The following is a 13,753-nucleotide window of genomic DNA, read 5'->3' as shown; positions in this document are numbered from 1 at the left end:
AGTTTAAGATGTCCCGCCCCGTGCCGAATCCCGGCATTCTCGATATTGCGCCCTACACGCCCGGCAAGAGCCCGGTGCCGGAGCCGGGCCGCAAGGTGTTCAAGCTCTCGGCCAACGAGACGCCGTTCGGACCCTCGCCCAAAGCGATCGAGGCGTTCAAGCACGTGGCGGATCACCTGGAAGACTATCCGGAAGGCACCTCACGCGTGCTGCGCGAGGCGATAGGGCGTTCCTTCGGGCTCGACCCCAACCGCATCATCTGCGGCGCCGGCTCGGACGAGATCCTCAATCTGCTCGCGCACACCTATCTCAGCCAGGGCGACGAGGCGATCTCCACCACGCACGGCTTCCTGGTCTACCCGATCGCGACCATGGCGAACGGGGCCAAGAACGTGGTCGCGCCCGAAAGCAACTTCACCGCCGACGTCGACGCCATCCTCAAGGCCGTGACACCGCGGACAAAACTGATCTGGCTCGCCAATCCCAACAACCCGACCGGCACCTATCTGCCGTTCGACGAGGTCAAGCGCCTGCGCGCCGGCCTGCCGTCGCACGTGCTGCTGGTGCTGGATGCCGCCTATTGCGACTACGTCTCGCGCAACGACTACGAGATGGGGATCGAGCTCGTCGCCACCACCGAGAACACCGTGGTGACGCACACCTTCTCCAAGATCCACGGTCTTGCGGCGCTGCGCATCGGCTGGATGTTCGGCCCCGAGCACATCATCGACGCTGTCAACCGCATCCGCGGTCCCTTCAACGTGTCGACGCCGGCAATGTATGCCGCGGTCGCCGCGATCGAGGACACCGCGCACCAGGCGATGTCGAAGCAGTTCACCGAGACCTGGCGCAATCGGCTGACCGAAGAGATCGGCAAGCTCGGGCTGAAGGTGACGCCGAGCGTCGCCAATTTCGTGCTGATCCACTTCCCGACCGACAGGGGCAAGACCTCGGACGATGCCGACGCTTACCTCACCAAACGGGGCCTGGTGCTGCGCGCGCTGAAGAACTACGGCTTGCCGCATGCGCTGCGCATGACCATCGGTACCGAGGAGGCTAACCGCCTCGTGATCGAGGCCCTGCGCGACTTCATGGCCGGCAAATGAGTGCGCAGACACACTTCCAGCGCGTCGCGCTGATCGGCTTCGGCCTGATCGGCGGCTCGATCGCGCGTGCGGCGAAGCTCCAGGGTTTAGCTGGCGAGATCGTCACCACTGCGCGCTCGGAGATGACGCGCGCGCGGGTCGCCGAACTCGGCATCGTCGACCACGTCGTGGCAACCAATGCGGAGGCGGTGAAGGATGCCGATCTCGTCATCCTCTGCATTCCCGTCGGCGCCTGCGGCGAGGTGGCGCGGGAGATCGCCGCGCATCTCAAGCCGGGCGCGATCATCTCCGACGTCGGCTCGGTCAAGGGCGCGGTGGTCAGGGACATGGCCCCGCATCTGCCGCAGGGCGTGCATTTCGTGCCGGCGCACCCGGTGGCGGGCACCGAGCATTCGGGTCCGGATTCCGGCTTCGCCGAGCTCTTCATCAACCGCTGGTGCATCCTGACGCCGCCGGAAGGCGTCGATGCGGCTGCCACCGATCGCCTGCGCGCCTTCTGGGCGGCGATGGGCGCCAAGGTCGAGGTGATGACGCCGGATCATCATGATCTCGTGCTCGCGATCACCAGTCACCTGCCGCATCTGATCGCCTACACCATCGTCGGCACCGCCGACGAGCTGGCGCAGGTGACGGAATCCGAGGTGATCAAATTTTCCGCCGGCGGTTTTCGCGATTTCACCCGCATCGCAGCCTCCGATCCGACGATGTGGCGCGACGTGTTCCTCGCCAACAAGGAGGCCGTGCTGGAAATGCTCGGCACCTTCACCGAGGACCTCGCCAAGCTCACCCGCGCGATCCGCCGCGGCGACGGCGAGGCGCTGTTCGACCACTTCACCCGCACCCGCGCCATCCGCCGCGGCATCGTCGAGATCGGCCAGGATTCGGCCGCGGCGGATTTCGGCCGGCCCCATGCGGCGCTGAAGAAGCCGTAGCGAAACTGCTCATTCTTCGTCATTGCGAGCGTAGCGAACCAATCCAGGATACCTCCGCGGAGACAGTCTGGATTGCTTCGCTGCGCTCGCAATGACGGTGTGGAGAGTTCTGGCGCAAATCACCGCCCTTAATACAGCGGTGGAATCTGGCCGACCTTGACCGGGCCGAGCAGCACGGCGCCGTCGACGAATTTCAGTGGGAAGCTTCTCGCCTTCTTGCCTTCCAGCGTGCTCTCGGTGCCGATCGAATTGATGCCGGCGGCAACGCCGGCATTGGCGTTCTGCTTGATGACCTTGCCGAGGCCCGGCACGGCGCGGTCGAGCGCGCCGAACAAATTGTTGAGATCCTGCGACTTCACGCCCGGCGCGACGCGGTCGAGCGTTGCCTGCGGCACGCCCTCCTCCAGCATCTTCTCGATGCCGAGCGCCGGGATGACGCGCTCGAGGCCCGCCACCGTCATCTGCAATTCGCCGTCGAGCCGGCCATTGGCTGAAAGGCCAAGCGTGCCGGCCGCAACCGCGATCATCTCGCCCTGCTGGATCCGCGACTGCACGATCTCGATATGGCCGCCGGCGGCCTGGATCTCACGGAAGCGCTGCGGCCAGGGCTTTGGCGTGAGGTCGGAGAGGCCGGTGACCTTCGCGCGCGTGTCCGCCTCGAACGGCTCGGCGAGCAAGGGATGAACGCCCTGGATGCTGCCCTGCGCGACATGGAGCACGGTCTCGATCACCGGGTGATCGGACGGCGATCCCTCCGCGAGGCGGCCGTGCAGCTCGATCTGCTTGGCGCGCGCCAGCGGCACCTGGACGCTGCCGTCGAGGCGGTTGAGGCTGGGATCGTCGAACACGATGGAGGCGCGGTCCGGCACGGCCGGCAGACCGACCACGCTGGCGCGGCCCTTGCTCCAGTTCACCACGAAGGTGTTTTGCGTGACGCCGTCAGTCAGCGTCGCCGGCGCGGAGAACTCGGCGATGACGAGCTTGGGGTCGTAGACCTGGGCGACGACCAGGATGTTGTCGAGCTTCGCCGTGAACGGCGTCTTGCTCGCATTCTGCGACACCAGGGCGACGCTGGCGCCGGAGCACTGGACCTCGAAGCGGAACGGGAAGCCCGCGATCGAGCGCTTGGCGCAATCATAGATGCGTCCGGATTTGGTCTCCTGCGCGCGCCAGGCGTCTGCGGCGATTTCGGCCTGCGACGCCGCATAGAACCAGAAGCAGCTCCAGGCGACGGCGAGGATCAGGACGAGAACGGGTGCGATGAAAAGGCCCCAACGGGAGCGGCGGCCTGCGGCAACGGTCATATTGGACATGCGGCGACCCTTTGCCCCCAGATTCAGGCAAATGTAAGCGAGGCCGGCCCCCGACGAAAGGCGGAGAATTCGCTTCGCTTGGGGGCACGGTTCTGGTAGCCGTGCCCGAAATGTCGGAAATCCCCCTCCCCTCCGTCACCACAGCCAAGGACGACCTCTGGGTGTTCGGCTACGGCTCGCTGATGTGGCGGCCGGGCTTCGAATTCGAGGAGCGCGTCCCGGCGCGGCTGGTCGGCGAGCATCGCGCGCTCTGCGTCTATTCCTTCGTGCACCGCGGCACGCCGGAGAAGCCGGGCCTGGTGCTCGGGCTCGACCGCGGCGGCGCCTGCCGCGGCATTGCCTTCCGCGTCGCCGAGAAGAACCGCACTGAGGTCGTCGCCTATTTGCGCGAACGCGAGCAGGTCACCTCGGTCTACCGCGAGGTGATGCGCTCGGTGTGGCTGGAGAACGATGCGCGCCAGCGCGTCTCCGCACTCACCTATGTCGTCGACCGCGGCCATGTCCAATATGCCGGCCGGCTGTCGCTCACCGAGCAGCACAGCCATGTCATCCAGGGCCATGGCCAGTCCGGCGCCAATCGGGACTACGTCACCGCGACGGTGAAAGCAATCGAGGCCGAAGGCTTTCGCGACACGCAGCTGCACCGGCTTGCGACGATGCTGCACGGTGATGCGCATTCTCTGCACGCGCCGGCGCCGGCCGAAGATCGCGAGAATCGCTAACTCTCCGACGGCGCATAGCTCGGCGCGGAGCCGATCAACTGCTCCTGCTCTTTCCGGCCGGCTTCGACGAGGCGGCCGGTCGCGTCTTCGATCGCCGTCTGCACGCGCGCGAGAAACTCGTCCTTCGGTAGGCCCGCCGGCAGTGGATCGAGGAATTCCACCACCAGCGTGCCGGGATAGCGCATGAAGGTGCGGCGCGGCCAGAACAGGCCGGAATTGAGCGCGATCGGCAGGCACTGCACGCCGCAGGAGGAATAGATCTGCGCAAAGCCGGTCTTGTAGTTGGGGGCAGCGCCCGGCGCGCGGCGCGTGCCTTCCGGAAAGATCACGAGCTGGCGGCCGCTGCGCACGGCTACGCGCGCCCGCCGCGTCATGTCCAGCAGCGCCTTCACGCCGGCATTGCGGTCGATCGCGATCATGCCGGTCTTGACCAGGAACTGACCGAAGACCGGGATCTGCATCAGCTGACGCTTGAGAATGAAGATCGGACGGTCGAAGAAGCCGGGCAGCACGAACGTCTCCCAGAACGACTGGTGCTTGGCCACGATCAGCAATGGGCCCTGCGGAATCTTCTCGACCCCGCGGAATTCCACCTTGATGTTGCAGATCACGCGCATCAGGACCAGCGTCGCCTTCGCCCACCCTTCCGCGACCGTCAGCATGGCGCGCGGCGGCAGCGCAAAGGTCGGCAGCGCCACTATCGCCAGGCATACCAGCACGGCGTAGAACAGCACGTTGAACACGAGCGAGCGCAGGAAAATCAGAAACATCGACGATCCGATCATTGCCGGTCAATTGGCCTGTGCGGTGGCAGGCCGCTTCGGCTGCAAGCCTGAAGGCTGCTCCGACACTTCGGGCGAAAGGTCAATCCCGAAATTCTCCAGCCGCACCCTGGCCTCGGCCGCGACGTATTTGGCATATTCCGACAGCAGCAGCCGCAACGTCGACGGCGAAGTCCACCACGGCTCCTCGCGCCATTTGTCGCCGACGACTGCGAACGGGATCAGCGTCGTCTGCGGCATCGCGTGCGAGAATTCCACCAGCGCGCGCGGCATGTGATAATTCGAGGTGACCACGATCAGCGATTTGAACCGGCGCCCCTCGGCCCAGCGCCGCGCCTCCGCCGCATTGCCGCGGGTCGAGAGCGCGGTGCGGTCGAGGTCGACGCAACAGGTCATGAAGGACTGGTTTTCCGGCAGGGTCCGGGAGATGTCGCTCGCCGTCGAGGTCGGATGCACGCCCGAGATCAGGAGCCTTCTGCCGTAGCCGGCAGCGAGCAGCTCCATCGCGTCCGACACCCGCGAGGACCCGCCGGTCAGCACCACGATGCCGTCCGCCTTGCGGTCCGGCACCATCTCGGCGCCGCGCAATTGCGACAGGAAGGCAACGAAGCCCGCTGCCGCGCCGACGAAGGCAAGCGCGATCGTCGACACGATTGTCGCGCGCAGCCAGCCGCGCGGCAGTTTCGGCGATCGATCTTCGGTCGGCGAGGTCATGCGATGTCGGTGATCCCTTCCCTGAGGTGATTTTAAGACGTTTTGAGGCGAAGTGGAGTCTGGTTTGACGGGCTACGAACGCGAAGAATACTCAGGCGGCGAGCTCGATTCCCCTCTCCCCTTGCGGGAGAGGGTGGCTCGCCGCGTTAGCGGCGAGACGGGTGAGGGGTGTCTCTCCGCAACTTCGTCTGGACGTTCGTGCGCATGGATAGATACCCCTCATCCGGCGCTTCGCGCCACCTTCTCCCACAAGGGGAGAAGGGAAGAAAAAGAACTCAATCCACATCGTTCAGCGTCGCGAACAGCGTCTGGCGCGAGGCAACGGCCGTGATGGCGCCGATCAGCACCGCCTGGACCGCGAGCACGATGTAGCCGGATGCCCGCAGCGAGAAGGTGCCGAGCAGGGCTGCGAACTGGTCGCCGACGGGGGTGCCGGAAAACCAGCCGGCGATCGACTCGGAGAAGCCGAACAGCAGCATAGCGGCGCCGCCACCGATCACGCCGCCCTCCAGGCCGAGCCTGAGGAAATGGCGCAGGAAGCGGTTGGCGATGTAGCGGTCGCCGGCGCCGACGAAATGCAGGACCTCGACGATCGGGCGGTTCGCCGCCATGGCGCCGCGGGTCGCAAACGACACCGAGATGATGGTGGCGATGATGACCAGCGCGAGGATGCCGATGCCGGCGAGGACGGTGGCATTGGTCATCGAGCGCATGCGTTCGATCCAGGCACGGTGATCATCGACACTCGCGCTCGGCGCCACCTGGGTGACGCGTGCGCGCAGCGCGCCGAGATCGAGCGGCGTGCCCGGTTGCACGCGCGCGATGATCATGCGCGGTACCGGCAGATCGTCCATCGACAGGCCGGTGCCGAGCCAGGGCTCGAGCAGCTTTCCGCTTTCATCCTTGGTGAACGGCTTGACCTCGACGATGCCGGCTTGCGCGCGCATCGCCTCCGTCACCGCCGCGGTGTCGCGTTCGAGATCGCGGCCAGCCAGCGGACGGACCTGGATGGTGATTTCGCTGGCGACCTCCGACTGCCATTCGGCGGCGGAAGCGCTGACCAGCAGCACCGTGCCTGTCGTCATCGAGGCGAGGAAGGTCATGATGGCGACGACGGCGACCAGCGCGCGGCCGTGGATCGAGGCACGCGGCACGATCGGCGACATGTTGCGTGCCTTGGCCGGAAGCTGCGGACGCTCCTGCCCGAGGTCGACCAGCACGCCGCGCTCGTCGGTCCTACTCATAGACGTGCAGCCGTCCCTGATGCAGCACCAGGCGCCGCGCCTCGTACTGGTCCATCAGGCCGATGTCGTGGGTCGCGATGATGACGGCCGTGCCTGATTTGTTGAGCTCGATGAAGAGCCGCAGCAGGCGGCGGCCGAGCGTCGGGTCAACGCTGCCGGTCGGCTCGTCCGCGAGTAGCAGCTGCGGCCGCGAGATCACCGCGCGCGCGATCGCCGCGCGCTGCTTCTCGCCGCCCGACAGGATCGGCGGCAGCGCATCCATGCGGTCGCCGAGGCCGACCCAGCGCAGGAGATCGATGACCTCCTTGCGATAGCTCGATTCGCTACGGCCCATGACGCGGAACGGCAGCGCGACATTCTCATAGGTCGTCATGTGGTCAAGCAGGCGGAAATCCTGGAGCACGATGCCGATGCGCTTGCGCAGGTCGGCGATCTCGTCCTTGCCGAGCCGCGAGATATCGTGGCCGAACAGATTGACCAGGCCCCGCGTCGGCCGATGCGACAGGAACAACAGGCGCAACAACGAGGTCTTGCCGGCACCGGACGGTCCGGTGAGAAACTGAAACGAATGCGCCGGGATCTGGAAGCTGAGGTCGCGCAGGATCTCCGGCCCCAGACCGTAACGCAATCCGACATTTTCGAACCGAACCAAGCTCAGCTCCGTTCGAGAGGGGGCGCGGGCCACACGGTTGTGCCCCGCCATACGCGATTAACGGGTTTTGCGACCGTTATGGTTTCCGGTTCGTTAACGCTCGCCCGGTAGCATAAGGGCCGCCCGGTTCTCCACGACCGTGGCATCGTCAAGACCAGTCCAAGTCCTCGTCCATGCATCAAGGCTCGTCCATGCATATCGTCTGCCCCCATTGTACGACATCCTACGCCATCAAGCCCGCGAGCTTGGGCGCGAACGGCCGGACGGTGCGCTGCTCCCGTTGCAAGGAGACCTGGGTCGCCCATGCTGAGGATGCCATCGAGGAGGCCTCCGTCCCGGCCATGGCCGCGGCCAGCCAAGCCGAGGATCAGTCCGACCTCGCCGAACAGTGGAACTCCTACGCCAAGGACGACAGCGCGGCCGACACCCCGATGGTCGATAGCCCCTCGATCGCCAGCGACTGGCCGACCGAGGACACCAAGGAGATCGAGGACGAGTGGTCCGCGGCGGCCCGGGCCGCCGAAGAGGACGTCGCTGGCGCGCAGCATCAGTCCTGGTTCCGCGACCTGTTCCGTCGCCGCGGCGCACGGGTCAGCCGCCCGGCTGCCGCCGCGGCGCCGCGAAAATCCTATTTCGGCCTGCCGACCGCCTGCGCCGCCATGGGCGCGCTGATTCTGGCGCTGGTCATCTGGCGCGGCGACATGGTGCGGCTGCTGCCGCAGACGGCGGCGTTCTACAAGCTGGTCGGGATCGAGGTTAATCTGAGAGGATTGGCCTTCAAGGACGTCAAGCTGTCCAGCGAAACCGTCGACGGTAAGCAGGTGCTGGTGATCGAGGGCGTGATCGTCGGCGAGGGCAAGAAGCCGCTCGACATCCCGCGCCTGCGCTTCGCCGTGCACGACGCGCAGGGCGCCGAGATCTACGCCTGGAACACGGTGCTGGAGCAGACCGTGCTGCGGCCCGGCGAGCGCGCCTTCTTCCGCTCGCGCCTGGCCTCGCCGCCGGCGGAGGGCCGCAATATCGACGTTCGCTTCTTCAACCGCCGCGACATTGCCGGCGGCAGCGTATAATCAGCCTCGCAAGCGGGAGTTGGTCCCAAGGTTTGCTCTCATGCCGAAAATCCTGATCGCCGACGACGAGGATTCGATGCGCACGCTGGTGGCGCGCGCCATCGCCATGGACGGCCACGAGACCGTCACCGCGCAGGACGGCGCCGAGGCGCTGGAGATCCTGACTCGCGAGGACGGCGCATTCGACCTGTTGCTCACCGACATCCAGATGCCTGTCATGGACGGCATCGCACTGGCGCTCTCCGCCGCGCGCGATTTCCCCGAGCTGACCATCCTGCTGATGACCGGCTTTGCCGACCAGCGCGAGCGCGCCTCGAACCTCAACGCACTGGTGCACGACGTCGTGACAAAACCGTTCTCGGTCGCCGACATCCGCACGGCTGTGGCGGATGCGTTGGCGGCGAAGAAGAGGTAGCGGCGGGGCGAGGCGCGGCCGTAACGCAAGCTCCTCCCCCATCCACGGCGTCGTCCCGGCGAAGGCCGGGACCCATACTCCCAGGCAGTGGTCGTAGCGCGAATGGGTAACTCCGAGTCTTCGCCAAACCCACCCCTGTGGCTATGGGTCCCGGCCTTCGCCCTAGGGCATGCACATATCTCTGAGGCTCCATCCTGCTGCGACGGCGTGGAAGTATTCGAGGCCGTTCTTGAAGGTGATCGGGCCCGGCGGCTTGGACGATGGGTAGCCGTCCCAGCCGCCGAGGCGACCAATGATCCAGGCGGCCCAAGCGAGGCTATCGGGCGGATGTGGGTTCTTTAATCGCTTGCTCCCGGCTTCGAGTTGACGGTTGAGGGCGGTGAGCACGTTAATTTGGCCGTTGTCGAAGGCAGCGAGAATGGGTTGGCGACTGCCATTGCGGGCCTGCAGAAGTTGGATTGTGATGACGGCCGCCTTAGCGGCAATCGCGACCAGCTTGAGAAGGCGATCGGCGGTTCCGATCTGGCTGTCTTCGAGCTTGAAGCCTTGTGTCTTCAGGATGCGGAAGAACTGCTCGATGATCCAGCGTTGCTTGTACCATTGGACGATGCGCCAGGCGTCCTCGATGCCGGTAACCTCGTGAGAGGTGAGAAGCCGCCAGTGCAGCGGCTCTACCCCGGTTTCGGCATTGATCTCGCGCACATCGACCACCGCCAATGGCAAGCTTTCCGGCAGATGGCGCAGGAACTTACTCTGTGGGCGGGCGAGCTCGATTGCGCCAAAGCGAAGTTCGAGGTGAGCCAGGCGGGCGGGCCGCGCGGCGCGCGCAGGCAATTGGATCGCACGCCGATCCACCGCGGCCATGGCATCGCTGACCTCATACAAGCCGCTGCGGTCGGCAAGCTTGCGATCATGCATGCTGCGCGCGATGACGTGGAAGTGTTGCTCGGCCGAGCTGGCATAAAGGGCAAAAATATCGCTCTCGCGGTCACCCAGCACCGTCACCGCTGTGGCCTTGGTGAGGAGCGGCTTGGCCGCCATGGCAGTGGATATCCAGCGCTGCGATTCCTTGTCCGATAACTCCCGATCGTCGTGCGAGGTCGTGCGGCGACCTGTGCGCGTCCATATCTGCCCGCTCAAAAGTCCAAGACAGTTGCCGTCATCGGCATCCACAGCCAGCAGCGGATGCAGCAGCACGCCGTGGTTATTGCCTTTGCCGATTTCTCCGAGCCCGCGCCGGCGTTGCGGTGTGGTGTTGAAGTGGATCTCGCTGGTGTCCTGGATGGCCAGCACGTGGCGGCCCTCTACCGCAGCGACCGTGCTTTCGCTCCAGCTTTCGATGATCCGCTCCACCGTCACCTTGTCATGGCCAAGAAAGCGGTTGAACCGCACTTCCAGCGCGCGGTTCCCCCTGGAGAGCTGCCGAAGGCAGACAGTTTTGCCCACAACCATGCGTTCGACGAACGCCGCCCCCCTTTATCGAGACGACGATCCCCGAACCGGCCCAGCGTCCAGTCAATCCGTGACAACATCGCGGCACCCCGTCCAAATCATGGAGTGCCGCAATACGAATCACACAGAACTCTGATTCTGGAATCCTCCCAGGCCGATCCGAGTCAATCCGCCGCACCAGATATGTGCATGCCCTAGGGCCTTCGCCGGGACGACGCCGTGAATTGTTGGACGTCCCGGAGGCTAACTCACCGACCGCTCAAAAATCCTTCAGCAGCCGCTCGAGATAGTCGAGCTCGATTTGCGGGCGCGAGGTATCGCCTAAGCGGCGGCGGAGCTCTTCGAGGATGCGGCGGACACGCTGGGCGTCGATCTCGCCGGGGATCTTGACGGTGTAATCGTCGCTCAGATCGCGGCCGTGAAGCGGACGGCCCAGCGGATCGGTCTGATTGCCGCCGCTCTGCTGACGGCCGGCGCGATTGCCGGGACCATCGCCCTGTCCGTCGCCATCACCCTGCTGCATCGCCTCGGCCATCTTCTGCGCGCCCTTGCGCAAGGCCTCGAGGGCCTTGCCCTGCGAATCCACGGCGCCGTCGGCATTGCCTTCGCCGAGCTTCGATCCGGCATCGCCCATGGCCCCGTCGGCGTCATCCAGACTGCTGTCGTCATCGCCCTGGTCGCCGTCCTGATCGCCATTCTGGCCGGACTGGCCCTGCTCGCCCTGCTGCCCCTGCTGCTTCTGACCCTTTTGTCCCTTCTGCGCGAGGCCGCGCTTGGCGAGCTCGTCCTGCAACTTCTTCAGGCGGTCGCGCAGCGCCTGCTGGTCCTGCTGAAGGTCCGACATCGACTGATCGCCCTGCTTGCCGCGTGAGCGGTCACGCCGGGAATCCTGGCCCTGCTTGAATGTCTTGTCGCGCAATTGCTGCTGCTTGCGGATCATGTCGCTGAGCTCGTTGAGCGCCTGCTCCATGTCGCTGTCGCCGGATTGCCCGGGCTGCGCCATCTGGAGATTTTCCATGATCTGCGCGAGCTGCTCGAGCATGCGCTGGGCCGCCTCGCGATTGCCTTCGCGCGCCGCCTTCTCGATCTGCTTCAGCAGCTCGTCGAGATCGCGTTGCGTGATGACGTTGCGATCACGGCTGGAGGATTGGCTCCGTTCCGTCGCCCGCTTGTATTCCTCGAGCTTCTGGATGGCATCGGACTGGTTGTTCAGGCTCTTCCCGGATTCCTTCTGTCTGAGGCTGTCGCCGGAATCCTGCATGGCCTTTTCGGCGCTGTCGAGCAGCGCATCGGGATCCTGATCCAGCTGGGCAGCCGCAGGCGACAAGCCTCCCAACAAGAAGGCGAGACTGGCGATCGACATCGCCCTCAAGACTGGCACGCGTGCTAGCTTCCGCATTTCCGGTCTCGCGTAAACTGGTTGGCCCCGTCGTTGCCCGCCTTGGCCCGGTTGCTCGCCGACTTCCGATAGGCCTGAAGCTGCTGGCGAAGTGCGTCCTGCTGCTGCGCCAGCTCCTCGAGCTGCTCGGGCGTCGCATGCTGGGTCTTCTGTCGCAACTCGACGGCCTTGTCGAGGATGAGCTGGACCTCCGCGGGGAACGGCTGCCGCGGTCCGAGCGGATTTTGCTCGGCGCGCCGGGCGAGGTCGCGCACCTTGCCGGCCATGGCCTCGCGGAGCTTTTGCGTCAGCACCCTGATCTCGTCCTCGCTGGCGCCGCGTTCCAGCGCCGCCTTGAGTGCATCCTGCGCCGAGCGCAGCGCCGCGTTGACGCTGCCGGCGACGCCCTCGTCCTCGATGGTGACCGCGAACGCCCACATGCTCGCCACCACCTCGCGTAGCGCGTCGTCGGTGCGGGCCGCCTCGAGCTGCGATGCCAGGCTGCGGAGGCCGAGATAGCAGCCGGCATCCGGCGTGAACAATTCGGGCGCGATCATCAGCGCGTCGAGCGCGGTGTAGACCTCGGAATTCCTGTTGGCGTCGAGCGCGAGGATACGGCGCTGCTCGATCAGCGCGCGCGCGAGCGAGTTCGTGAACAGCCGCTCGGGCAGGCGCATGTTGAAGGGCTCGCTTCGCGCCTCGTTGCCGGCCTCGTCCTTGGCGGTGAGCGTCAGCGTGACGTCGGCGCCGGCATGGGGATCCTCGCTGAGGTCCTTCACCGTCTGGCCGACGCCGTTACGGGTGCGCGCGTTCGGCAGCACGAGCGGGAATTGCGGCGGCTGGAACAACGGCCGCGCCGCGCCCTTGGCGTCGGCGTCCTTGCTGTTGTCCTTCGCGTTATCCTTGGCCGCGTTATCCCTGGTGTCGGCGGGGCGCAGCGCAATGTGCGCATCGGCGCCGGTGACACCGTAATCGTCCTCGATCTTGTAGGAGAGCTGGAGCGCGCCGCGCGCCTGGCGCTCGGGGTCCTTGGCGAGTGCGATCGTCGGCGGACGGTCCAGGGTTGCCGCGAAGGCCCATTGCGGCTGGCCGGAGGGCGCGCGGACATGCGCGGTGCCGTCGGCGGCGATGGCGAAGTGCTTTTCGTTGGTGCCCTTGGGCGCGGCTTCCGCGGGGGCGACCTCCTTGAGGCCGCCGGAGACCGCGACATCCAGGCTGCCGCCGGAGGAACGTACGATCAGGGTCGAGCCGGCGGGAACGGCAAGCGGGCCGCTGGCGGGCAATGCCGCGGCCTCCTTGTTGGCAGCCGACAGGATGATCGGCGGCTTGCCGGTGTAGAGCGGCGGCGTCACCCAAGCGTCGACGCGAACATTGGTCGGGGCCAGCACGCCGTTCCAGTCGAAGGCGGCCCCGAGCCGCATCGCACGCTCGTCGCCGGCGGCGAAGAAGGTCGCAACCAGCATCACCATGACGAGCGCGCGCAGCGCCCAGGGATCGTGGAGCGCGAGCCGCGGATGCGGCAGGCCGGCGCGGATGCGCTTGAGCGAGGCCAGCGTGCGCTCGCGCTGCGCCTGCCACAGCGCCTTGGCAACCGGGTCCTGCGAGGTCAGCGTGTCCGCGAGCGTGGTGGCCGGGCGGTGACGGATGCCGGAGCCACGATCGAGCCGGCTCAGCGCCTCCTCGCGGCTCGGCCAGCGGAAGCGAATCAACGGGAACAGGGCGGCAATCAGGATGCCGGCGAAAATGACGAGACCGATGGCGCGGGCGACGAACGGCAAGGACAGCCAGAGGCCGGCCCAGGACACCACCAGGAACAGGCCGACGACGGTCAGAACCCGCGCCAGGTTCGGCCAGGCACGCTCCCATGCAATGGCATAAATGGCCCGATCCAGGGCCTGCGCCAGCTTTAGCCGCGACAGAGCGTCCCCATCGCGGATCGGGTCTGACGGGTCGGGGGTGACGCCGTTCAATCA

General features: G+C 66.1%; 13 protein-coding genes. 5 read left to right on the top strand and 8 right to left on the bottom strand.

All coding sequences use genetic code 11. The features are described 5' to 3' along the window. The first annotated feature begins 8 nt into the window (after window positions 1-8). Window positions 9-1,106: a histidinol-phosphate transaminase gene (gene hisC, locus ACR9YP_RS08850; RefSeq protein ID WP_474219408.1), complete on the top strand. Its 1,098-nt coding sequence runs from the start codon at window positions 9-11 to the stop codon at window positions 1,104-1,106. Further along, complete coding sequence (locus ACR9YP_RS08845; protein ID WP_438103126.1) at window positions 1,103-2,038, top strand: prephenate/arogenate dehydrogenase family protein; 936 nt, start codon at window positions 1,103-1,105, stop codon at window positions 2,036-2,038. Before hisC ends, ACR9YP_RS08845 begins: the two co-directional genes overlap by 4 nt. 128 nt (window positions 2,039-2,166) lie before the next feature. On the opposite strand, the gene ACR9YP_RS08840 is transcribed toward ACR9YP_RS08845, so the two are convergent. Further along, on the bottom strand, window positions 2,167-3,351 hold the full coding sequence (locus ACR9YP_RS08840) for a DUF2125 domain-containing protein (protein WP_438103128.1): 1,185 nt from the start codon (window positions 3,349-3,351) through the stop codon (window positions 2,167-2,169). A 110-nt stretch (window positions 3,352-3,461) separates the two neighbouring features. On the opposite strand from ACR9YP_RS08840, the gene ACR9YP_RS08835 reads away from it, so the two are divergent. Continuing rightward, window positions 3,462-4,073 (top strand): gamma-glutamylcyclotransferase, encoded by a 612-nt coding sequence (locus ACR9YP_RS08835; RefSeq protein WP_474219407.1) that lies wholly within the window; start codon window positions 3,462-3,464, stop codon window positions 4,071-4,073. Here the strand turns inward: ACR9YP_RS08835 and ACR9YP_RS08830 are convergent. The 4 genes from ACR9YP_RS08830 to ftsE form a co-directional block, all read right to left on the bottom strand. Beyond that, window positions 4,070-4,843: a lysophospholipid acyltransferase family protein gene (locus ACR9YP_RS08830; RefSeq protein WP_438103130.1), complete on the bottom strand. Its 774-nt coding sequence runs from the start codon at window positions 4,841-4,843 to the stop codon at window positions 4,070-4,072. The genes ACR9YP_RS08835 and ACR9YP_RS08830 overlap by 4 nt on opposite strands. Before the next feature lie 21 nt (window positions 4,844-4,864). Beyond that, window positions 4,865-5,569, bottom strand: coding sequence for a YdcF family protein (locus ACR9YP_RS08825; protein WP_128931217.1), 705 nt, complete (start codon window positions 5,567-5,569; stop codon window positions 4,865-4,867). A gap of 275 nt (window positions 5,570-5,844) precedes the next feature. Continuing rightward, window positions 5,845-6,813: a cell division protein FtsX gene (locus ACR9YP_RS08820; RefSeq protein WP_091891228.1), complete on the bottom strand. Its 969-nt coding sequence runs from the start codon at window positions 6,811-6,813 to the stop codon at window positions 5,845-5,847. Further along, the gene (gene ftsE / locus ACR9YP_RS08815) at window positions 6,806-7,465 is read right to left on the bottom strand and encodes a cell division ATP-binding protein FtsE (RefSeq protein WP_020508614.1); all 660 of its coding nucleotides are present in this window, start codon (window positions 7,463-7,465) and stop codon (window positions 6,806-6,808) included. The genes ACR9YP_RS08820 and ftsE overlap by 8 nt, the downstream gene beginning before the upstream one ends. A gap of 191 nt (window positions 7,466-7,656) precedes the next feature. Between ftsE and ACR9YP_RS08810 the strand changes: the two genes are divergently transcribed. Next, window positions 7,657-8,535 (top strand): MJ0042-type zinc finger domain-containing protein, encoded by an 879-nt coding sequence (locus ACR9YP_RS08810; RefSeq protein ID WP_474219406.1) that lies wholly within the window; start codon window positions 7,657-7,659, stop codon window positions 8,533-8,535. Between the two features lie 40 nt (window positions 8,536-8,575). Next, on the top strand, window positions 8,576-8,950 hold the full coding sequence (locus ACR9YP_RS08805; protein WP_091891237.1) for a response regulator: 375 nt from the start codon (window positions 8,576-8,578) through the stop codon (window positions 8,948-8,950). Window positions 8,951-9,112: 162 nt separating this feature from the next. Here ACR9YP_RS08805 and ACR9YP_RS08800 read toward each other — a convergent pair whose 3' ends face one another. The 3 genes from ACR9YP_RS08800 to ACR9YP_RS08790 all read right to left on the bottom strand — a co-directional run bounded on the left by ACR9YP_RS08800 (window position 9,113) and on the right by ACR9YP_RS08790 (window position 13,750). Then, window positions 9,113-10,402: an IS4 family transposase gene (locus ACR9YP_RS08800; RefSeq protein ID WP_438103448.1), complete on the bottom strand. Its 1,290-nt coding sequence runs from the start codon at window positions 10,400-10,402 to the stop codon at window positions 9,113-9,115. A 259-nt stretch (window positions 10,403-10,661) separates the two neighbouring features. After that, window positions 10,662-11,801, bottom strand: coding sequence for a DUF4175 family protein (locus ACR9YP_RS08795; protein ID WP_438103136.1), 1,140 nt, complete (start codon window positions 11,799-11,801; stop codon window positions 10,662-10,664). Next, a complete protein-coding gene (locus ACR9YP_RS08790; RefSeq protein ID WP_438103138.1) occupies window positions 11,789-13,750 on the bottom strand; it encodes a TIGR02302 family protein in 1,962 nt (653 codons plus the stop codon). Before ACR9YP_RS08790 ends, ACR9YP_RS08795 begins: the two co-directional genes overlap by 13 nt. Between the last annotated feature and the right edge of the window lie 3 nt (window positions 13,751-13,753).

Source organism: Bradyrhizobium sp. BR14999 (assembly GCF_056106085.1).
This window is presented reverse-complemented; position numbering and strand designations above follow the sequence as displayed.